Raw genomic sequence first — 19,624 nt, forward strand, 5'->3', positions numbered from 1 at the left:
ATCGGTGGGATCGTGCTATCGGCTGCGAAAACCCGCTCAATAGAATGCAAGCTTGCATTTCCACATGAGCGGAGAGTACGGAATGATCACACTGAATATCAACGGCACGACAACGCGCGTCGACGCCGCCCCCGACACCCCATTGCTGTGGGTGCTGCGCGACAAGCTGCACCTGACCGGAACCAAATACGGCTGCGGCATGGGCCTGTGCGGCGCCTGCACCGCGCACCTGGACGGCACACCTATCCGCTCGTGCAGCACACCGGTGTCGGCTGCGGTCGGGAAGAAGATCGTCACCATTGAAGGCATCGACCGCGCACGCATCGGCAAAGTGGTGCAGGAGGCATGGAAAAAGCTGGATGTGGTGCAGTGCGGGTACTGCCAGTCCGGCCAGATCATGAGCGCAGTAGCCCTGCTGGAGGGCAATCGCAAGCCATCGGACGACGATATCGACGCCGCCATGGCCGGCAATATCTGCCGCTGTGCCACCTATGTGCGCATCCGCGCCGCCATCCACGAAGCCGCACAGGAGCTCGCATGAAGACGACTTTTCCCCGCATTGAAAACGGCAGCCGCCGCGACTTCCTGCGCAGCGCAGTGCACGCCGCCGCCGGCCTGACGCTGGCCATTTACCTCCCGGGCGCCCAGGCCGCCGCCACCGCTGCCGTACCGGAGTTCGAGCCGAACGCCTTTGTCCGCATCGGCACGGACGGCATGGTGAGCGTCATCGCCAAGCACGTCGAGATGGGCCAGGGTGCCTACACCGGCCTCGCCACACTGGTGGCGGAAGAACTTGACGCGGCCTGGTCCCAGGTGCGTGTCGAAGGCGCAGCGGCGGATGCGCGCCGCTACAACAACCTGGCATTCGGCCCGTTCCAGGGTACTGGCGGCAGCACCGCCATCGCCAACTCCTGGGAGCAGTTGCGCAAGGCTGGCGCCAGCGCGCGCGCCATGCTGGTATCGGCCGCCGCCGCACAGTGGAACGTTCCGGCCAGCGAGATCCGCGTCAGCGAAGGCATTGTCACGCACGGTGCGCACAAGGCCACCTTCGGCGAACTGGCCCCGGCAGCCGCCCTTTTGGCGGTGCCTGCTGAAGTGAAGCTGAAATCTCCCGAGCACTTCAAGCTAATTGGCAAGCACGCCCCGCGCAAGGACAGCGCAGACAAGGTCAATGGCCGCGCCCAATTCACCCAGGACGTGCACCTGCCGGGCATGCTGACCGCCGTCGTCGCCCATCCGCCGCGCTTCGGCGCGACCGTCAAATCCTTCAGCGCCGGCAAAGCCAAAGCCATTCAAGGCGTGGTGGACGTGGTGCAGATCCCGAGCGGCGTAGCAGTCCTGGCACACGACACCTGGAGCGCCAGGAAAGGCCGCGACGCACTCAGGATCGTCTGGGACGAATCCAAGGCGTTCAAGCTGGGCAGCGAGGAAATCTTCGCCCGGTTCCGCACGCTGGCGCAGCAGCCAGGCCTGCTTGCCCATGGCTCGGGCGACACCGGCGCCGCGTTCGCGCGCTCCGGCCGCGTGCTGCGCGCATCCTACGATTTTCCTTATCTCGCGCACGCCGCGATGGAACCCTTGAACTGCGTGGTGCGCATCGGCAAGGACGAATGCGAGCTGTGGTACGGGGCCCAGTTCCAGTCCATCGACCAGCCGGCAGTGGCCACCCTGCTTGGCCTGGCGCCGGAGAAAGTGAAAATCAACATGCTGTACGCTGGCGGCAGCTTCGGCCGGCGCGCCAGCAAGGACGCGGACTTCGTGCTGGAAGCGGTGCAGATTGCCAGGGCCAGCAAGTCGCGCGCCCCCATCAAGCTGGTCTGGATGCGCGAGGACGACATGAAAGCAGGCTACTACCGCCCCGCTTTCCACCATGTACTGGAAGCATCGCTTGGCGACGATGGCCGCCCGACCGGCTGGCAACACCGCCTGGTGGGCCAATCGATCCTGGCCGGCACGGCATTCAGCGGCATGATCAAGGATGGCATCGACGCGGTTTCCGTCGAGGGCGCGGCAAATCTGCCGTATGACATTCCCGCCATGCGCGTCGAGTTACACTCGCCGACCAATATTCCGGTCCCCGCGCACTGGTGGCGCTCGGTCGGATCAAGCCATACCGCCTACTCCACCGAGACCTTCATCGACGAACTGGCAGGCACCGCCGGGCAAGACCCTGTGGCTTACCGCCTCGGGCTGCTCGGCAAGCATCCGCGCCACGCCGGCGTGCTGAAACTGGCAGCTGAAAAAGCCGGCTGGGGCCAGCCGCTGCCGGCAGGGGCGAATGGTACACGCCGCGGCCGCGGCGTCGCGGTACATGAATCCTTTGGCAGCTACGTCGCCGAGGTGGCCGAGGTGACCGTGAGCGCCGATGGCGCCATCAAAGTCGACCGGGTGGTGTGCGCCGTGGACTGCGGCATGGCCGTCAACCCCGATATCGTGCGTGCCCAGGTCGAAGGCGGTGTTGGCTTCGCCCTGTCGGCAGCGCTGCATGGCGCCATCACGCTGAAGGACGGCGTCGTTGAGCAGTCCAACTTCCACGACTACGCACCGATCCGCATCAACGAGATGCCGAAGGTGGAGGTGCATATCGTCCCATCGGCCGAGAAGCCCACCGGCATTGGCGAACCGGGCGTGCCGCCGCTGGCGCCGGCCCTGGCGAACGCCCTGGCTGCCGCTACCGGCAAACGCGTGCGCAGCCTGCCGATCCGCGCGCAGGAGCTGAAGGCCTGATGGAGAGTGTCGATCTGCAGGTACTGGAGGCGGCCCGCCGCTGGGCGGCCGAAGGACGGCGCTATGCGCTGATTACAGTTGCGCACACCTGGGGTTCTGCGCCCCGTCCCGCCGGCTCCTGGCTGGTGGTACGCGACGACGGCATGGCCGTTGGCTCGGTATCGGGCGGCTGCGTTGAAGACGACCTGATCGCCCGCAGGCGCGAAGGCCGGCTTGGCGACCGCCTGCCCTTCGCGCTCGACTACGGTGTCACGCGGGACGAGGCAGCGCGCTTCGGCCTGCCGTGCGGCGGCGCGCTGCAGCTGGTGGTCGAGCCGCGGCCAGATGCCGCGCAACTGGACGAACTGGCCAGGCGGCTGGCGCACGGCGAACTGGCGTTACGCGAAGTGGACCTGGCAAGCGGCGCCACCGCCCTGACGCCCGCCCGGCGCGGCGACACGCTGAGCTGGGACGGCCAGATACTGCGCACCGTCCATGGCCCGCAATGGCGCCTGTTCATCGTCGGCGCCGGCCAGATTTCCTATTACCTTGCCCAGATGGCGCAGGCGCTGGACTACGACATCACCATCTGCGAGCCGCGCATGGAATACGGCGCCGAATGGCATGTGCCGGGCACCCGGCTGGTGACCTCCATGCCCGATGATGCCTTCCTTTCGATGCACGCGGACGTACGCTGCGCCGTGGTCGCGCTTACGCACGATCCGAAGCTGGACGACCTGTTGCTGCTGGAAGCCTTGCGCTCCCCCGCCTTCTACGTCGGCGCAGTGGGCTCGCGCGCCAATGACGCCAGGCGGCGCGAACGCCTGGCGCGCCACTTCGACTTTTCTGCCGAAGAGCTAGGGCGCCTGCACGGTCCGATCGGCCTGCCCATCGGCAGCCATACGCCGCCGGAAATCGCGGTCGCCATTGTGGCGGAAATGACGGCTGTCCGCCACAGGGCGCCGATTGCCTTGCGCACCGAGGCAAGGCCGCTGCTATAATCGGGTTCCTATGCGCCGATTCCTCTGCATCCTGTTGATGTTCTGTTTGCCATTGCAAGGCTTTGCCATGCAATGGAGCCAAGCTTTCCAGGCCGGGGATCTCTCGTACGCGCACGAGGTGTTGCACGATGAACATGTCAGCCATCACCATGAGGACGATGGTTCGATCCATTTCGATTCTTCCGACGAATCGGTGCAACACGTGCAAGACCATTCCTGCTCGCCGCAGCCCGGCGGCTTGTTCGTTCCCGAACTGGCGCCCGCGCCCAGCGAGTTGGTAGAAACCGTTGCAATCCACCTGGTTACATTCATTCCTGATCCGATGCTGGAAATGCCACATCGGCCTCCCGCAACTGCCCTCGGCTAAGCCGCCGAGGGTGCCCTGCACATCCCTGACCAACGTGGCCTCGCCACGCCGTGCCCGCACGCCTCGGTGATTTCCTGATCACCCGACGGAGTTTACCTATGCACGTCTTCAGACTGCCCCGCGCAGTCGCCGGCCTGGCAATGATCTTGCCGGTCCTGGCGTCTGCGCAGCTTGCGGCTCCCGCCATGCCGCAAGCTTCATTGCAGGCCATGGTGGAAAGCGCCTGGCAACGCTCGCCCCAGGCTCGTACCCTGCTTGCGCGGCAGGACGAAGCCAGCGCCGAGCAGGAACTGGCCGCGTCATGGCTGGCCGCAGCACCGGTGGTGGAGCTGTCACAGCGCAGCGACCGCTGGAGCGGGCAACGCGGCAGCAGGGAATCGGAAGTGGCGCTCTCCACCACCATCTGGACGCCGGGCCAGAAGGCGCGGCGCGCGGCATACGCCCGGGCCTATGCCGCGGAACTGGATGCGCAGGTCCGGCAAGCGCGCCTGGAGCTCGCTGGACAGGTCCGCTCCCGCCTGTGGCAAGCCCTGGCCGCCCAGGAACAGGCGGCGGAGAAACTGCTCCTCCAGCAGCACTTGCAGCAACTTGCACAAGACGTGCAGCGGCGCGTGGAGGCTGGCGACCTGCCCCGCAGTGACGCCCTGCTGGCGCAGCAGGAACTGGTTCAGGCGCAATCCGGCCTGATCGCGGCGCGCGGCAATGCCAGGGCGGCCCTGGCCCGCCTCACGGTCCTGACCGGCCAGGCCACGCTGCCGCCGGCGGTCGCCGAAGCGCTGCCGCCATCTGCCGAGCCGGCGCCAGTTCGCATGCATGCGGCGCAAGCGGCCGAGCAGCGGGCGCGGGCCGCCATTGCGGCAGCGGCGGCCCAGCCATCGGCAGCGCCCACCATCGCCCTGGCCATGCGCCGCGAGCGCGACGGCGCGCAGGGCCCAAACGCGCGCAGCATCGGACTCGCGCTGCAGATTCCATTGGCCGGCAGGCAGCGCAACCGTCCGCTCGAAGCTGCGGCGGCAACGCAACTCGCTACAGCGAGCGCCGAGCTGGCGCAGACCAAGGCACAGCTGGATGCGGAGCGGGCGGAGGCGCAAAACGGGGTCCAGGATGCGCAGGCGGGCTTGCAACTGGCCGAACAGCGCGCCGCTGCGGCGCAGGAACATGCCCGCCTTCTCGACCGGGCTTTCGCTCTTGGCGAACGCAGTTTGCCCGAGCTGCTGCGCTCCCGCATCCAGGAGCATGAGGCGCTGCTTGCACTGAGCCAGCAGCGCATCGCCCTCGGCCAGGCAATTGCCGGCCTTAACCAGGCTTTAGGAATCATCCCATGAAACGATTGACAATGCTCCTTTGCTGGCTGGCGCTTGCGCTGCCCGCTTTTGCTGCGCCCGGCGCGCACGGTCCGAACGGCGAACATCTCGACGGTCCCGCGACGACGGCAGGTACGGACAGCATACCCCGCGTCGAAACCTTTACCGAGGCATTCGAACTAGTGGGCCACCTGTCGGGCGGCGAACTGTCCATCCTGGTCGACCGCTACGACACCAACGAGCCGGTCTTGAACGGCAAGCTGGAAGTCCAGTACCAGGGCATGAAAGCCCAGGCCAGGTTCCACTCCGCTATTGGCGACTATGCAGTCGACGATGCGAAGCTGCTGCAGGCCTTGTCGGCGCCGGGCAAACACCAGTTGCTGTTCACCCTCGTCGCCGGTGAAGAAAGCGACCTGCTGGAAGGCACGCTGCAAGTACCGGACAGCGCCGGCCATGGGCATGCGGGCGTGTCGCGCCGGATGTACGCGCTGGCCGCTGCCGTGCTGCTCCTGTTGGCCGGCGCCCTGCTGCTGCGCCGCAAACTGTCCACCTCAAAGCGATAACGAATCATGCGAACACACCTGCTACAGATCGCCCTGGCCGCCTGCCTCGCAAGCAGCGCGGCCGCCCTCGCCTCGCCCGGAGCGCACGGCCCCAACGGCGAACACCTGGACGGCGCCGCCACTGGCAGCGCCGGCGGCCTGGCGCGCCTGCCCGATGGCAGCGTCAACGTGCCCAAGCTGGCCCAGCGCCGCATGGGCATCCGCACCGTCAAGGCCGAAGCCGGCGACCATCCCGTAACCGTGCAACTGAATGGCCGCACCGCTATCGACCCGAATGCCGGGGGCCGCGTCCAGGCCCCCTTCGCCGGTCGGATCGAAGCCGGACCACAGGGCTTGCCGGTAGCCGGACAAACCGTACGCAAAGGCCAGATCCTGGCCGTTTTGCGCCCGGTCGCCAGTGCCGCGGAACGCGGCGCCCAGCAGGCAACGCTGGCCGACCTGCGCGCCAACCGCAGCCTGCTCGAACAGCGCGTCAAGCGCCTGGAAGCATTGGAAGGCAGCGTCGCCCGCAAAGACATCGACGCCGCCCGTGCCGAGCTGGCAAGCCTGCTTGGGCGGGAAAAGGCGGTCGCGGCGGCAGTTGGCGGTGCGGAACCGATCGTGGCCCCGGCCGACGGCGTGCTTGCCAGCGCGCAGGTGCTGGCCGGGCAGATTGTCGAATCGCGCGATGTGCTGTTTGAAGTCGTGCACCCGGATCGCCTGCTGGTCGAGGCCAGCACACCCGATGCCACGCTTGCCGCCCGCATCCAGGCTGCCAGCGTCGTGCAGGCCGAAGGTGTCGAGCTCACGTTACTAGGCGGCGCGCGCAGCCTGCGCGACGGCTCCTTGCCCGTGCAATTTCTGGCCAAAGGCAAAGCCATTCCGCTGGCGGTGGGCCAGCCGGTGACAGTATTGGCGCGCCTGAAGACAGCCGAAAAAGGCATCGCCTTGCCGGCCGCAGCCCTGGTGCGCAACCCGTCCAATGAGACGGTGGTGTGGATCAAATCCGGCGCCACCCGCTTTATCGCCCAGCCGGTCGAGGCCAAGCCGCTGGATGCGCACACCGTGGTGGTGACCAAAGGCCTGAGTCCCGAGAACCGCGTGGTGGTCGATGGCGCGGCCCTGATCAACCAGATTCGCTAGGGCCGCCATGTTCAATCGAATAGTTCGCTTCAGCCTGGACAACCGCCTGTTCGTCCTGGCGGCAGCCGCAATGCTGATGGTGTACGGCGCGCTGACCGCCTGGCGCACCCCGGTTGACGTATTTCCGGACCTGAACAAGCCGGTAGTCACCGTGCTGTCGGAAGCTGGCGGCATGGCGCCGGAAGAAGTCGAGCAACTGGTATCGTTCCCGATCGAGACGGCACTGAATGGCATGCCTGGGGTAACCCGCGTGCGCTCGGTTTCCGGAGTAGGACTTTCCATCGTCTACGCCGAATTCGACTGGGGTACCGATAGCTACCGCAACCGTCAGTTGGTCAGCGAACGAATGACGCTGGTCAAAGAGCAATTGCCCGGCAGCGTCACCCCGGTCATGGGTCCCGTTTCGTCCATCATGGGCGAGATCATGCTGATTGCCCTGCCGGTCGATGCCGCCAGGACCGATCCAATGAAGGCCCGGGAATATGCGGACTTCGTCTTGCGCCCGCGCCTGCTGTCGATCCCGGGCGTATCGCAAGTGATCCCGATTGGCGGCGAAGTCCGGCAACTGCGCGTGGAGCCCGACACGGCGCGCATGGCGCAGTTCGGCGTATCGCTGGAACAGGTGTCTGGCGCCTTGCGCGGTTTTGCCGCCAACACCAGCGGCGGCTTCATTGACCTGAACAGCCGCGAGTACCTGATCCGCAACCTGGGGCGCACCAGCCGCCTGGAAGATGCGCGCGGCATCGCCGTCGCCTATCGTAACGGCGTCCCGGTCCTGCTGGAGCAGCTTGCCGACGTGCGCTATGCGCCGGCCTTCAAGCGCGGCGACGCCGGCATGAACGGCAAGCCGGCAGTGATCGTGAGCGTGCAGAAGCAGCCAGCCGCCGACACGGTAGGCCTGACGCGCGACATCGAGAACGCGCTGGGCGAACTGAAACAAGGCCTGCCCGCCGGCCTGGCGGCGCCGGTGGTCCTGTTCCGGCAAGCCAGCTTCATCGACGCCTCCATCGGCAACGTGGTGCAGGCCCTGCGCGATGGCGCCATCCTGGTTGCGGTCGTGCTGTTTGCATTCCTGCTCAGTGCCCGGGCAACGGCGATTTCGCTGGTTGCCATCCCGCTGTCGCTGGCCGTGACCGCCCTCGCCTTTCACCTGCTTGGGCAATCGATCAACGTCATGACGCTGGGCGGCCTTGCCATCGCGATCGGCGAACTGGTCGACGATGCGGTGGTGGACGTGGAAAATATCCAGCGCCGCTTGCGGCAACGCCATGAGGATGGCTTGTCGGTGCTGGAAGTGATCTGGCGCGCATCGGTCGAAGTGCGTTCAGCCATCGTCTACGCGACCGTCATCGTGGTGCTGGTCTTTGTACCGCTGTTTGCGCTGCCCGGCATTGAAGGGCGCCTGTTCGCACCACTGGGAATCGCCTACATCGCCTCGATCCTGGCATCGCTGCTGGTTTCCATGACGGTGACGCCGGTCCTCGCCTGCTACCTGCTCCCCGCTTCCTTGCACCAGGCTCACCGCGACAGCCCCCTGGTACGCCGGCTCAAACTATGGGACAGCGCATTGCTTGACTGGTGTTTCCCGCGCATGAAGGTGATCCTGTCGGCAGCGCTGGTGGCCGTGCTCCTCGCCGCCGCGACCATACCATTCTTCCCGCGCGCCTTCCTGCCGCCTTTCAATGAAGGATCGCTGGTGATGGGCATGACCTTCACGCCCGGCACTTCGCTGGCGGAAGCCAATCGCCTCGGCTCCCTGGCGGAAAGGTTGATCGCGCAGGTGCCGGAAGTGTCCAAGGTTGGACGCCGCACCGGCCGCGCGGAACTCGACGAGCATGCTGAAGGCGTGCACTCATCGGAAATCGATGTCGACCTGAAGCCATCGATGCGCAGCCGCGAGGAAGTCATGGCGGCCATCAGGTCGCAGCTGTCGTCGATTCCGGCCTCGGTGGCGATCGGCCAGCCGATCTCGCACCGCCTGGACCACCTGCTCTCCGGAGTCAGGGCCCAGGTCGCGCTGAAAATCTACGGCGACGACGTCGATACCTTGCGCGGCCTGGCCGAGGGCTTGCGCGGCAGACTGCAAGCCGTGCCGGGGCTGGTCGACTTATCGGTCGAGCGCCAGGTGCTGATCCCGCAAGTGAAGGTCCGCATCGACTACCGCAAGGCCGCGCAATACGGCCTGGCCCCGGGCCAGGTATTGGAAGCACTTGAGTCGCTGGCCGAAGGCAAGCGCATAACGCAGGTCATCGATGGCGCCCGCCGCTACGACCTGGTGCTGCGCCTGGCCGACGCCAGGCGCACGCCGCAGGACCTGGAGCGCCTGATGCTGGACAGCCCGGCCGGCCGCATTCCGCTATCGACCGTCGCCACAGTGGAAGAAGGCGACGGCCCGAACCAGATTGGCCGTGAGAATGGCCGCCGCCGCATCGTGGTGTATGCCAACACGGACGGCTCCAGCATGTCGCGCATCATAGGCGACGTGCGCAAGGCGGTCGATGCCACAGCCCTGCCTGGCGGCTACTTCATCAGCATCGAAGGCCAGTTCCAGGCGCAGGAACAGGCACAGCGCCTGATGATGGGCCTGTCGCTGGGTTCCCTGCTGATGATTTTCCTGGTCCTGTATTCACGCTACCGCTCCACGACCCTGGCGCTGGTCATCATGGGCAATATTCCCTTTGCCCTGGTGGGCAGCGTACTTGCAATGTGGCTTGCCGGCATATCGCTGTCGGTCGCGTCGATGGTCGGCTTCATCACCCTGGCCGGTATCGCAACCCGCAACGGCATCCTGAAGGTCAGCCATTACATCAACCTGTGCAAGTTTGAAGGCGAAACGTTTGGCTGGCCGATGATCGTGCGCGGCTCGCTGGAACGCCTGACGCCGGTGCTGATGACGGCACTGGTGGCCGCTTTCGCGCTCACGCCGCTGCTGCTCTCGGCCGAGGCGCCAGGCAAGGAAATCCTGCATCCGGTTGCGGTGGTGATTTTCGGCGGGCTCGTAAGCTCCACCGTGCTCGACTCGCTATTGACCCCATTGATTTTCTGGTTGGTGGGCCGCAAGCCGCTGGAACGCCTGGCAGGAACCGGCAAGGACGATACGTACTGATTCTACGGGCAAGCGGCAGCGCCCCTGCAAGCTGCCGCAAATCTCACACTCGTTTGGAGTAAGCAATGAAGAAACTGATGGCACTGATCGCGTTTTCGCTGGCGATCGCAGGCGGCCAGGCGCTGGCCCATGAAAGCCCGGCCAAGTATGGCGGCATCGTGAAAACGGCGGGTGATCTGCAGTTCGAACTGGTCAACAAGGATGGGCAGACTATCATCTATGTCGACGACCATGGCAAAGCCATCCCGATGGCGGGCGGTTCGGGCACCCTGACCGTACTCAAAGGCACGGAAAAAACCGAGCTGCCCCTGACTGCAGGCAGCGGCAACGCGCTGCTTGCAAAGACCGGCGACAAGGTCGGCCCAGGCACGAAAATCGTTGCAGCCATCGTCTTCCCCGACAAGAGCGCAATGAGCGTGCGCTTCTCCATCAAGTAGGCAAGCCGCCTACCGCAGGTGCCAGACCAGGCCAAGCTTCTCGAATCCGCGAATGAGCCATCCGCCAAAATCGAGATGCTTGGGTTCGTTCATCGCCGAGGTGGGACGCCAATGATGGTGGCTGTGCAAGCCCTCGCCCAGCAAAAGCAGCGCAAAGAAGACATTGTCCCGCGCTTCGCTATCGCTGCCAGCCACCTTTTGCCCAAACAAATGGCCGAATGAATTGACGGACCAGGTCAATTGGTGAAGCAAGGCGACCCGTGCAGCGCCGGCCCAGAATACGCACCTGGCCATCTCGGCCTCGCCGCCAAGCCAGTATCCAACGGCGCCCGGCAGTGCCAGGCCCAGGCCAACGACTGGCCAGTAGTATCTGGAAAGAACAACGATGCTGCGGTCAGCGAGGCAATCCGGCGCGTAACGCTCCGGCTGTGAAACCCGCCCGTAGACCATCCACCCCACGTGCGCATGGAACCAGCCAACCAGGCGATTCGAGATGGGGCCGTGATCGGAAAACCAAGGCGAATGGGGATCGAATTGCTTATCTGCGAAGCGGTGGTGCCGGCGGTGATCGGCCACCCAGCGCGTGACATCGCCCTGCATCGCCCAGGTTCCTAGTACACCAAGACCTACCTTGATGATCCGGCTGGTCTTGAACGCGTGGTGGGTGAAATAGCGATGCAGGCCGATGGCCACGCCCATCACCGTCAGGGCGAAGAAAATACCAAAGACAATCAATGTGCCGGCCGTCGGTGCAAGCTGCCACCGGCCACTCACCGCCATCGCTGCCATCAGGAGCCACGGCAGGAATATGGACGCCAGGTTGAGCAACCTGTTGTTCCAGTTTTCTCTTGCGGCTTGCGAGATATAGGGGTCCTTCACCGACGCACTCTACGAGGGGCACTCGAATTGTTTGAACAGCAAGATACTATTATCAAACTTCCCCTCACGCAACAATAACGCCGCCGCCGGCAGTCAATCGAATGCAAGCGCGATCGCCAGGCCGATGAACAATAGCGCAGTGCCACGCTGCAGGATCGCCATGCGCGGCCCGGACATGATCCGCGCACCTGCGGTGGCAGCCAGCAGCACATAGCTCAGGTGCGCAACCAGGGTGCAAGCGACGAAGGTCAGGCTAAGCAGCAGGAAGCGCGTGACGTCAACGGCGCCTGGCGGCATGAATTGCGGGAAGACCGCGGCAAAGAACAGGATCGCCTTGGGATTGCTGCAGGCGACCAGCATCCCGCGCCGGAACACCGCGCCACGGCTGCTGCCTTCCGGCTCGCTCGCCAGGGCTGCCGCCCCCGCCCGTCCCGCATTACGCCATTGCTTGATGCCCAGCCAGGCGAGGTAAGCGGCGCCGGCCAGCTTCAGCGCCGAATACGCCGGTGGCCATGCCTTGAACAACAAACCCAAGCCGCCGACCGCCACGCACGAGACCAGGAACACGCCAACCGCATTGCCGGCGGAACTGTAAGCAGTACGCCGGGCGCCCAAAGTGAGTGTGGTGGAAACTGCCAGCAGCACGGCTGGCCCTGGGCTGAAGGTGGCGGCAAGGGCCATGGCGAGGAAAGCTAGCCAGAGGGAAAGAGTCATGGTCGTCATGCCGCCAGTATCCCGTCTGCAGCCCGGATTAAAAATACCCTAGAATTAACAACATCTTTAACCTGGAATTAATAATAATGGACAGGATGCGCAGCATGGAAGTCTTCGTTCGCGTGGTGGATGCCGGCAGCTTCAGCGCCGCGGCCCGCACCCTCGACATGTCGACCGTCATGGTCAGCAAGCACATTGCCGCCCTCGAACACCTGGTCGGCGCGCGCCTGCTGCACCGGACCACGCGCAGCCAAAGCCTCAGCGAAATCGGCCAGCAATACGCCGAGCAATGCCGGCACATCCTGCAACTGGTGCATGCGGCGGAAACCGGGGCGCAGGCCATGCGCACGGTCCCACGCGGCACGCTGAAAATCAGCGCACCGGCGGCATTCGGCAGCCGCTGCCTGGCGCCTGCCATGGCGCAATACCTGGAATCCAATCCAGAGGTAAACCTTGAGCTCGACCTCTCAAACCGTTTGTCCGACCTGGTGGAAGAAGGCCTGGACGCCGCCATCCGCATCGGCCCCTTGAAGGATTCGAGCATGGTGGCACGGCCACTGACGTCTTTGCAGATGATGGTCTGCGCCGCGCCAGGCTACCTGGCGCGGCATGGCACGCCGCGCACGCCCGGTGAGCTGTCGCAGCACCGCTGCCTGGACTTTTCACATTGGCGCCATGACGCGCGCTGGCGTCTCGGGCAATCCGGTACGGAAGAAGGAACTTCACCCCATTGCCGCATGCGCTCGAACAATGGCGAAGCTTTGCGCCTGGCGGCGGTCGCCGGCCTGGGCCTGGTCATGCAAGCCGATGCCGTGCTGGCCGACGAAATTGCCGCCGGCCGGCTGGTGCCGATCCTGCGCGACTACTGGCCGGCTCCCCGCCCCATGCACCTGATCTACCCGCGCGACCGGCAATCGACGCCCAAGCTGGCCAGTTTCGTGGAGTTCGTGGTGCAGCGATTCGGTACTGTTTAGAGGAACGGCCAGCTGAGGATGCCTTTGGCATGCAGGACGGGACGGAGCACGAGGTATCCGACTGCAAAGCCCACGGCAAGCAGACTGCGCGCATCGCCCATTGCTGCGAGGAAGACGCCCCCGACTGTGGTGGCAGCCACCAGCACCATCAGCCAGACCTCGATGCTTGTGAAAAATGGCGTGGCCTTGCGCCAGGTGGCGGCGATCAGCTTGAGCGCTTCCAGGGGAGTTTTGACGGGCTTTTGCATGAAGTTTCACCAACTGTGCCAATTGCACAAAAATCGAAGCCGGAAATGAAAAATCCCCGGCTAAGCGGGGATTTTTCATTTCGTTTGGAGGCGAGGGCCGGAATCGAACCGGCGTACACGGCTTTGCAGGCCGCTGCATAACCACTTTGCTACCCCGCCGTAAGGCTGGAAGAAACAACCGGCGAGGCCTGGTTCTTTCTAAGAATTCTGGAGCGGGAAAAGAGTCTCGAACTCTCGACCTCAACCTTGGCAAGGTTGCGCTCTACCAACTGAGCTATTCCCGCATGGGTTTGAAAAACTTGGAGCGGGAGAAGAGTCTCGAACTCTCGACCTCAACCTTGGCAAGGTTGCGCTCTACCAACTGAGCTACTCCCGCATGGAGTTATTTCAATCTACTACTAGTTGCTGCTCCGGTGAACTGGAGCGGGAGAAGAGTCTCGAACTCTCGACCTCAACCTTGGCAAGGTTGCGCTCTACCAACTGAGCTACTCCCGCATTTCAGAGGAACCGCATTATCGCAGAAACATTCTCATATTTCCAGTGCGATTATTACTGCTTCGTTACCGCTTGTTGCCGATGACGTTTGGAGCGGGAGAAGAGTCTCGAACTCTCGACCTCAACCTTGGCAAGGTTGCGCTCTACCAACTGAGCTACTCCCGCTTCGCATCGCTGCGTCGTCATCAACAGCAGGCCAGCATTATAGATGATCCAAAGACGCTGTCAAGGGGCAATATTGTTATTTACGATAACGTGCCGGAGCGTTCCTTGATCATCGGCCAAGCCTTCTTCAGGTAATAGAACATGGACCATACCGTCAGCACACTGGCCAGCCACAGCAGCAAGTCGCCCCAGAAGCGGGTATCGATGGCGCCCCACAGCACGTCGTAGTACAGCAGCATCGGGATGGCGCTCATTTGCGCGGCCGTCTTGATCTTGCCGATCGAACTGACCGCTACCGATTTGGAGGCACCAATCTGCGCCATCCACTCGCGCAGGGCCGAAATCGTGATCTCGCGGCCGATGATGATGAAGGCGACGATCGGGTGGCAACGGCCACCGTCCAGGTTAAGCAGCACCAGCAAGGCGCCTGCCACCATCAGCTTGTCTGCCACTGGGTCGAGGAAGGCGCCAAAGGCAGAAGTCTGGTTCCAGCGGCGGGCCAGGAAGCCGTCAAACCAGTCGGTAACGGCGGCAACGATGAATATCAGGGTGGCGGCCAGATTGCGTTCGTGCGGGGTGAGCCAGGTGACGGGGAGGTAAAACACGCCTACGACCAGGGGAATCAGCGCGACGCGCAACCAGGTCAGAAGGATCGGGATGTTGAAAGGCATATGCGGTGTATAAGAATTGTAATGACGCGCCGCTAGTGTATAACGGCGGCGCATTCAAAGCCACTCTAGTGCAGTTGCCTGTAGATTTCTTCGGCCAGGGTGTCGGAAATGCCCTCCACCGACTTCAAGTCCTCGACACTGGCGTTCATCACGCCTTTCAGGCCGCCAAAGCGAGATAGCAGTTTCTGGCGGCGTTTGGCGCCAATGCCTTCGATCTCCTCCAGGCGCGAGGTCTGGCGCGCTTTGGCGCGCTTGGCGCGCATGCCGGTGATGGCGAAGCGGTGCGCTTCGTCACGGATCATGGCAACGAGCATCAGGGCCGCGGATTCCTTGCCAAGTTCCTGCGGTTCGCGGCCGTCGACGAAGACCAGTGTCTCCAGGCCGACACGCCTGCCCTCGCCTTTCGCCACGCCGACGATCAGGCTGATATCCAGCCCCAGCTCAACGAACACCTGGCGCGCCATTTCGACCTGGCCTTTGCCGCCGTCGATCAGCACAACATCCGGCATCACGCCATCGCCGCCTGCCACCTTCTCGTAGCGGCGCGTCAGGACCTGGCGCATGGCGGCGTAATCGTCGCCCGGCGTGATGTCGTTGATGTTGTAGCGGCGGTATTCGCCGTTCTGCATCTGGTGATGGTGGAATACTACGCAGGACGCCTGCGTTGCCTCACCCGCCGTATGCGAAATGTCGAAGCATTCCACGCGCAGGGTGTCGAGGTCTTCGTTTTCCAGCCCCAGCACTTCGGCCAGGGCACGGGTGCGGGCCTGCTGCGAACCTTGCTCGGACAGCAGGCGCGCCAGCGAGATCTCGGCGCCCTTCTGTGCCAGCTCCTGCCATTGGCGGCGCTGGCCCTGCGGCTGGAATACCAGGTGGATGCGGTGGCCGCACTGCTCCTGCAGCGCCAGGATCAGCTCCGGCTGGTCAAATTCGATGTTCAGGATCAGGGTGCCGGGAATCGACTTCTCGGTGTAATGCTGCACCAGGAAAGCGGCCAGCACTTCCTGTTCAATCGGGCGCTCGGCCACGACCTCGGCATCCATCACATGGGTCGGGAAGTAGGCGCGGTCGCCCAGATGGCGGCCGCCACGCACCATGGCCAGGTTGACGCAGGCGCGGCCGCCCTGCACCACCACGGCCAGGATATCGACATCCTGGTCGCCGGTGGTTTCCATCGACTGCTGGTGCAGCACCTTGGACAAGGACTGGATGCGGTTGCGCACCACCGCCGCCTGTTCGAATTTGAGCTCGGTGGCGTAGGCGAGCATCTTCTGCTCCAGCTCCTCCATCACCTCCGTCTGCCGGCCGCGCAGGAAGCGCGCCGCATTGTTGACATCATTGCGGTAGTCCTCCGGCGCGATCAGTCCCACGCAAGGTCCACTGCAACGGCCGATCTGGTGCAGCAGGCAGGGACGCGTACGGTTCATGTACACGCTGTCTTCGCAGGTGCGCAGCATGAAGACCTTCTGCAGGATCTGCATCGATTCCTTCACCGCCCAGGAGGACGGGAACGGGCCGAAATACTGGTGCTTGCGATCCACCGCGCCGCGGTAGTACACCATGCGCGGCACATCGCCGCCGGTGATCTTCAGGTAGGGATAGCTCTTATCGTCGCGGAACAGGATGTTGTAGCGCGGCTGCAGGGCCTTGATCAGGTTGTTTTCCAGGATCAGGGCTTCGGCCTCGCTTCGCGTCACCGTGGTCTCCAGGCGCGCGATGCGCTCGACCATCAGCGCGATGCGCGGGCTCGACAGATTCTTCTGGAAGTAGCTCGACACGCGCTTTTTCAGGTCGCGCGCCTTGCCCACGTAAAGCACCTTGTCTTCAGCGTCGAAGTAGCGGTACACGCCGGGCAGGTTTGGCAGCTTGGCAACGGTGGCCAGCACCTGTTCGCGTGGGTCTAAGGTTTCTTCAGTCATTCGCTCGCTCGACGATCGCATAGGCGACCGCGTAATCCTCTTCATCGCTCACGGAGATATGGGCGACCAGCGCGTTCTGCAACATGAATTCGCCCAGCGCACCGCTGCAGGCCATGTAGGGCTTGCCCAGATCGTCATTGAGCAGTTGCGCCGTATGCCAGGTCATCGGCGGGCGCAGGCCCAGGCCGAGCGCCTTGGAGAAAGCTTCCTTGGCGGCGAAGCGGGTGGCGGCATAGCGCACGCCGCGCAGCGGGCTGCGCGCACAGCGCTCCCGGTACACCAGGAATTCTTCAGGACCAAGGATCTTGCGCGCAAAGCGCTCGCCGCTGCGCTCAAGCGCGGCAGCGATGCGGGGCACTTTGCTGACGTCAGTCCCGATCCCGTAGATCATTTTGCGCCCAGGCGGGTCGACACCATGATGGCCTTCATCTCGCGCACGGCATTTTCCCAGCCGGCGAAGATCGAATGGGCAACGATGGCGTGGCCGATATTCAGTTCTGCAATCTCCGGAATGGCGGCAATGGCCTGGACGTTGGTGTAATGCAGACCATGGCCAGCGTTCACCTTCAGGCCATTTTGCACGCCCCAGCGCACACCATCCCTGATACGCTGCAGCTCGCGCGCCTGCGCCTCTCCCTCGGCATCGGCGTAGGCGCCGGTGTGCAGTTCGATCACGGGAGCGCCAACGGCCGCGGCGGCCTTGATCTGCTCCTCATCGGCATCGATGAAGAGGGAAACGCGGATGCCCTCCCCTTGCAGCTGCTTGACGGCGGCCTCCACTTCCTTGTGGAAGCGCACCACGTCCAGCCCGCCCTCGGTGGTGATCTCGGTGCGCTTTTCGGGTACCAGGCACACATCGGCCGGCTTGATACGGCAGGCGAAATCGATCATTTCCTGCGTCACGGCCGCTTCCAGGTTCATGCGTGTCACCAGTTGCGGCGCCAGTGCGATCACGTCTGCATCCTTGATGTGGCGGCGGTCTTCGCGCAGGTGCAGGGTGATGCAATCGGCGCCGGCTTGTTCAGCCAGCAGCGCAGCGCGGATCGGGTCTGGATACACGGTGCCGCGTGCATTGCGCAGCGTTGCGACGTGGTCGATGTTTACGCCAAGGTCGATGATAGTGCCGGAGGGAGACAGGAAGCTCATATTCTTTTCTTAAAGTTGCAGCAAATCGATCAATATCTGGCGCGTGTTCAATGGCGCGCCGCCAAGGTGCCAGGACAGCAGGTAGCGCATCAACTGCTTGCTTTGCGCCTGCGTGGCCGGATCGGTGTAATCCTCGCGCTCCATGTCCAGCAAGGTCTTGCCGGCGACGCGCGGCGCCATGTCCTCATCGCGCTCCGGACGCGGGCCGCGGTCCGGATCCACCACGTAATGTACATCGGCCAGCACTTTCGTGCGCGAGGCGGTGCAGCGCGTCAGGTCGGCCGCCACGCCGGTTTCCCTCAGCAGCGCCATTTCGAACTTGCGCAGCACGATCGGTGCCGGCTCATGGTGGGCCAGCTGGTTAAGGGTGGAGACGTAATGGTCGAACAGCCTGGCATGCGCATCGTCGCGCGCGGTCAGCTTGACCAGCAGTTCATTCAGGTAGAAGCCGCACAGCAGCGCGGTCTTTTCGAGGGGGAGCATGCCGCCGACCCAATCGGCATCGGTCAGCGTACGCAGCTCGTTCTTGCCGGTCCAGCCGGTCGTCAGCGGCTGGAAGGTCTGCAGCACGCCGCGCAATTGGGAATGGGGACGCTTGGCGCCCTTGGCGATCAATGCCACGCGCCCAAAATCGCGCGTAAACAGCTCGACGATGAGGGAGGTTTCTTTATAGGGATAGCTATGCAGCACAAACGCCGGCTGCCCCGTCACCCGGGTGCCGACCGTCCGCTGCTGCCCCGGCCCCCGGCGCTTTTGCGCCGGCGGAGCCGGTACTGCCGAGCCTGTGTCAACCTTGGGGTCAGACCCTTTGCTTGCCACGCCGGAGGCGATGGCAAGCAAAGGGTCTGACCCCAAGGTTGACACAGGCTCGGCAGTGAAGTCAGGCATTATTCGTAGCCGTATGCGCGCAGACCGGCTTCGTTGTCGGCCCAGCCGGACTTCACTTTCACCCAGATCTCGAGGTAGACCGGGCCGCCGAACAGTTTTTCCATGTCCTGGCGCGCCTGGGTGCTGACTTCCTTCAGGCGCGCGCCCTTGTTGCCGATGATCATGGACTTGTGGCTGTCGCGCTCGACCAGAATGGCGGCGAAGATGCGGCGCAAATTGCCTTCCTGTTCGAATTTCTCGATCAGCACCGTGCTGGTGTAGGGCAGCTCGTCGCCCACGAAGCGGAACAGCTTTTCGCGCACGATTTCGGATGCCAGGAATTTCTCGCTGCGGTCGGTGATATCGTCTTCGCCGAAGATCGGTTCATTCTCCGGCAGGTGCTTCTTGATCTCGTTCTGCAGCCCGTCCAGCTGGAAGCGCAGCTTGGCGCTCACCGGCACGATCGCGGTGAACTGGAATTTTTCGGCGATCTGCTGCGCGAACGGCATCAGCACCGCCTTGTCTTTCACGCGGTCGGACTTGTTGATCACCAGGATCACCGGCACATTCTTCGGCAGCAGGTCCATCACTTGCTGGTCGGCGGGGCCGAAGGTGCCCGCTTCCACGATGTACAGGATCAGGTCCGACGATTCCAGGGTATTGGTGACGGTCTTGTTCAGCGTCTTGTTCAGCGCATTCGAGTGGCGGGTCTGGAAGCCCGGCGTGTCGACATAAATGAACTGGGCGTCCGACACGGTCTGGATGCCGGTGATGCGGTGGCGCGTGGTCTGCGCCTTGCGCGAGGTGATGCTGACCTTGGCGCCGATCAGCGTGTTCATCAGGGTCGACTTGCCGACATTCGGGCGGCCGACAATGGCGATGTAGCCGCAGCGGAAGCCGGCGGGAGTGGGTGCACTAGTCATGATGCAAACTCAATTCA

At 63.9% G+C, this 19,624-nt stretch carries 19 protein-coding genes and 5 tRNA genes; 10 read left to right on the forward strand and 14 right to left on the reverse strand.

Going from position 1 to position 19,624, the window contains the following annotated elements:
• The first annotated feature begins 82 nt into the window (after window positions 1-82).
• The 9 genes from ACWBU6_RS19895 to ACWBU6_RS19935 all read left to right on the forward strand — a co-directional run bounded on the left by ACWBU6_RS19895 (window position 83) and on the right by ACWBU6_RS19935 (window position 10,606).
• Window positions 83-541: a (2Fe-2S)-binding protein gene (locus tag ACWBU6_RS19895; RefSeq protein WP_452645123.1), complete on the forward strand. Its 459-nt coding sequence runs from the start codon at window positions 83-85 to the stop codon at window positions 539-541.
• Window positions 538-2,727, forward strand: a complete 2,190-nt coding sequence (locus tag ACWBU6_RS19900) for a molybdopterin cofactor-binding domain-containing protein (protein WP_452645124.1) — start codon at window positions 538-540, stop codon at window positions 2,725-2,727. The genes ACWBU6_RS19895 and ACWBU6_RS19900 overlap by 4 nt, the downstream gene beginning before the upstream one ends.
• Entirely contained in the window at window positions 2,727-3,707 is a 981-nt protein-coding gene (locus ACWBU6_RS19905; RefSeq protein ID WP_452645125.1) for an XdhC family protein, read from the forward strand. The genes ACWBU6_RS19900 and ACWBU6_RS19905 overlap by 1 nt, the downstream gene beginning before the upstream one ends.
• A 10-nt stretch (window positions 3,708-3,717) precedes the next feature.
• Window positions 3,718-4,074, forward strand: coding sequence for a hypothetical protein (locus ACWBU6_RS19910; protein WP_452645126.1), 357 nt, complete (start codon window positions 3,718-3,720; stop codon window positions 4,072-4,074).
• A gap of 98 nt (window positions 4,075-4,172) precedes the next feature.
• Window positions 4,173-5,399 (forward strand): TolC family protein, encoded by a 1,227-nt coding sequence (locus ACWBU6_RS19915; protein ID WP_452645127.1) that lies wholly within the window; start codon window positions 4,173-4,175, stop codon window positions 5,397-5,399.
• Window positions 5,396-5,941, forward strand: coding sequence for a hypothetical protein (locus ACWBU6_RS19920; RefSeq protein WP_452645128.1), 546 nt, complete (start codon window positions 5,396-5,398; stop codon window positions 5,939-5,941). The genes ACWBU6_RS19915 and ACWBU6_RS19920 overlap by 4 nt, the downstream gene beginning before the upstream one ends.
• A 6-nt stretch (window positions 5,942-5,947) precedes the next feature.
• Window positions 5,948-7,063, forward strand: coding sequence for an efflux RND transporter periplasmic adaptor subunit (locus ACWBU6_RS19925; protein WP_452645129.1), 1,116 nt, complete (start codon window positions 5,948-5,950; stop codon window positions 7,061-7,063).
• Window positions 7,064-7,070: 7 nt separating this feature from the next.
• A complete protein-coding gene (locus tag ACWBU6_RS19930; RefSeq protein ID WP_452645130.1) occupies window positions 7,071-10,169 on the forward strand; it encodes an efflux RND transporter permease subunit in 3,099 nt (1,032 codons plus the stop codon).
• A 65-nt stretch (window positions 10,170-10,234) separates the two neighbouring features.
• The gene (locus tag ACWBU6_RS19935) at window positions 10,235-10,606 is read left to right on the forward strand and encodes a hypothetical protein (protein ID WP_452645131.1); all 372 of its coding nucleotides are present in this window, start codon (window positions 10,235-10,237) and stop codon (window positions 10,604-10,606) included.
• Window positions 10,607-10,615: 9 nt separating this feature from the next.
• On the opposite strand, the gene ACWBU6_RS19940 is transcribed toward ACWBU6_RS19935, so the two are convergent.
• Window positions 10,616-11,485 (reverse strand): acyl-CoA desaturase, encoded by an 870-nt coding sequence (locus tag ACWBU6_RS19940; RefSeq protein ID WP_452645132.1) that lies wholly within the window; start codon window positions 11,483-11,485, stop codon window positions 10,616-10,618.
• Between the two features lie 93 nt (window positions 11,486-11,578).
• Complete coding sequence (locus tag ACWBU6_RS19945; protein ID WP_452645133.1) at window positions 11,579-12,208, reverse strand: LysE family translocator; 630 nt, start codon at window positions 12,206-12,208, stop codon at window positions 11,579-11,581.
• A 77-nt stretch (window positions 12,209-12,285) separates the two neighbouring features.
• On the opposite strand from ACWBU6_RS19945, the gene ACWBU6_RS19950 reads away from it, so the two are divergent.
• On the forward strand, window positions 12,286-13,173 hold the full coding sequence (locus ACWBU6_RS19950; RefSeq protein ID WP_452645134.1) for a LysR family transcriptional regulator: 888 nt from the start codon (window positions 12,286-12,288) through the stop codon (window positions 13,171-13,173).
• Here ACWBU6_RS19950 and ACWBU6_RS19955 read toward each other — a convergent pair.
• From ACWBU6_RS19955 to era, 12 genes are all read right to left on the reverse strand, one after another.
• Window positions 13,170-13,421: a hypothetical protein gene (locus ACWBU6_RS19955; RefSeq protein ID WP_452645135.1), complete on the reverse strand. Its 252-nt coding sequence runs from the start codon at window positions 13,419-13,421 to the stop codon at window positions 13,170-13,172. The two genes, ACWBU6_RS19950 and ACWBU6_RS19955, sit on opposite strands and share 4 nt — an antisense overlap.
• A gap of 85 nt (window positions 13,422-13,506) precedes the next feature.
• A tRNA-Cys gene (locus ACWBU6_RS19960) sits at window positions 13,507-13,580 on the reverse strand.
• A 49-nt stretch (window positions 13,581-13,629) separates the two neighbouring features.
• Window positions 13,630-13,705, reverse strand: a tRNA-Gly gene (locus ACWBU6_RS19965).
• A gap of 16 nt (window positions 13,706-13,721) precedes the next feature.
• Window positions 13,722-13,797, reverse strand: a tRNA-Gly gene (locus ACWBU6_RS19970).
• A gap of 43 nt (window positions 13,798-13,840) precedes the next feature.
• A tRNA-Gly gene (locus ACWBU6_RS19975) sits at window positions 13,841-13,916 on the reverse strand.
• 89 nt (window positions 13,917-14,005) lie between these two features.
• A tRNA-Gly gene (locus ACWBU6_RS19980) sits at window positions 14,006-14,081 on the reverse strand.
• Between the two features lie 80 nt (window positions 14,082-14,161).
• A complete protein-coding gene (pgsA, locus tag ACWBU6_RS19985) occupies window positions 14,162-14,752 on the reverse strand; it encodes a CDP-diacylglycerol--glycerol-3-phosphate 3-phosphatidyltransferase (RefSeq protein ID WP_452645136.1) in 591 nt (196 codons plus the stop codon).
• Window positions 14,753-14,817: 65 nt separating this feature from the next.
• Complete coding sequence (uvrC, locus tag ACWBU6_RS19990) at window positions 14,818-16,671, reverse strand: excinuclease ABC subunit UvrC (protein WP_452645137.1); 1,854 nt, start codon at window positions 16,669-16,671, stop codon at window positions 14,818-14,820.
• Window positions 16,664-17,062, reverse strand: coding sequence for a holo-ACP synthase (gene acpS / locus ACWBU6_RS19995; RefSeq protein WP_452645138.1), 399 nt, complete (start codon window positions 17,060-17,062; stop codon window positions 16,664-16,666). The genes uvrC and acpS overlap by 8 nt, the downstream gene beginning before the upstream one ends.
• Entirely contained in the window at window positions 17,059-17,817 is a 759-nt protein-coding gene (gene pdxJ / locus ACWBU6_RS20000; protein ID WP_452645139.1) for a pyridoxine 5'-phosphate synthase, read from the reverse strand. Before pdxJ ends, acpS begins: the two co-directional genes overlap by 4 nt.
• Before the next feature lie 9 nt (window positions 17,818-17,826).
• Complete coding sequence (gene recO, locus ACWBU6_RS20005) at window positions 17,827-18,705, reverse strand: DNA repair protein RecO (RefSeq protein WP_452645140.1); 879 nt, start codon at window positions 18,703-18,705, stop codon at window positions 17,827-17,829.
• A complete protein-coding gene (era, locus tag ACWBU6_RS20010; protein WP_130311454.1) occupies window positions 18,705-19,607 on the reverse strand; it encodes a GTPase Era in 903 nt (300 codons plus the stop codon). Before era ends, recO begins: the two co-directional genes overlap by 1 nt.
• Window positions 19,608-19,624: the final 17 nt, after the last annotated feature.

The sequence above is a fragment of the Pseudoduganella sp. HUAS MS19 genome (assembly GCF_053615455.1).

Coding starts and splice junctions, on each gene's coding strand:
- ACWBU6_RS19895 (WP_452645123.1), top strand. CDS start 83: ATGATCACACTGAATATCAACGGCACGACAACGCGCGTCGACGCCGCC.
- ACWBU6_RS19900 (WP_452645124.1), top strand. CDS start 538: ATGAAGACGACTTTTCCCCGCATTGAAAACGGCAGCCGCCGCGACTTC.
- ACWBU6_RS19905 (WP_452645125.1), top strand. CDS start 2,727: ATGGAGAGTGTCGATCTGCAGGTACTGGAGGCGGCCCGCCGCTGGGCG.
- ACWBU6_RS19910 (WP_452645126.1), top strand. CDS start 3,718: ATGCGCCGATTCCTCTGCATCCTGTTGATGTTCTGTTTGCCATTGCAA.
- ACWBU6_RS19915 (WP_452645127.1), top strand. CDS start 4,173: ATGCACGTCTTCAGACTGCCCCGCGCAGTCGCCGGCCTGGCAATGATC.
- ACWBU6_RS19920 (WP_452645128.1), top strand. CDS start 5,396: ATGAAACGATTGACAATGCTCCTTTGCTGGCTGGCGCTTGCGCTGCCC.
- ACWBU6_RS19925 (WP_452645129.1), top strand. CDS start 5,948: ATGCGAACACACCTGCTACAGATCGCCCTGGCCGCCTGCCTCGCAAGC.
- ACWBU6_RS19930 (WP_452645130.1), top strand. CDS start 7,071: ATGTTCAATCGAATAGTTCGCTTCAGCCTGGACAACCGCCTGTTCGTC.
- ACWBU6_RS19935 (WP_452645131.1), top strand. CDS start 10,235: ATGAAGAAACTGATGGCACTGATCGCGTTTTCGCTGGCGATCGCAGGC.
- ACWBU6_RS19945 (WP_452645133.1), bottom strand. CDS start 12,208: ATGACGACCATGACTCTTTCCCTCTGGCTAGCTTTCCTCGCCATGGCC.
- ACWBU6_RS19950 (WP_452645134.1), top strand. CDS start 12,286: ATGGACAGGATGCGCAGCATGGAAGTCTTCGTTCGCGTGGTGGATGCC.
- ACWBU6_RS19955 (WP_452645135.1), bottom strand. CDS start 13,421: ATGCAAAAGCCCGTCAAAACTCCCCTGGAAGCGCTCAAGCTGATCGCC.
- pgsA (WP_452645136.1), bottom strand. CDS start 14,752: ATGCCTTTCAACATCCCGATCCTTCTGACCTGGTTGCGCGTCGCGCTG.
- uvrC (WP_452645137.1), bottom strand. CDS start 16,671: ATGACTGAAGAAACCTTAGACCCACGCGAACAGGTGCTGGCCACCGTT.
- acpS (WP_452645138.1), bottom strand. CDS start 17,062: ATGATCTACGGGATCGGGACTGACGTCAGCAAAGTGCCCCGCATCGCT.
- pdxJ (WP_452645139.1), bottom strand. CDS start 17,817: ATGAGCTTCCTGTCTCCCTCCGGCACTATCATCGACCTTGGCGTAAAC.
- recO (WP_452645140.1), bottom strand. CDS start 18,705: ATGCCTGACTTCACTGCCGAGCCTGTGTCAACCTTGGGGTCAGACCCT.
- era (WP_130311454.1), bottom strand. CDS start 19,607: ATGACTAGTGCACCCACTCCCGCCGGCTTCCGCTGCGGCTACATCGCC.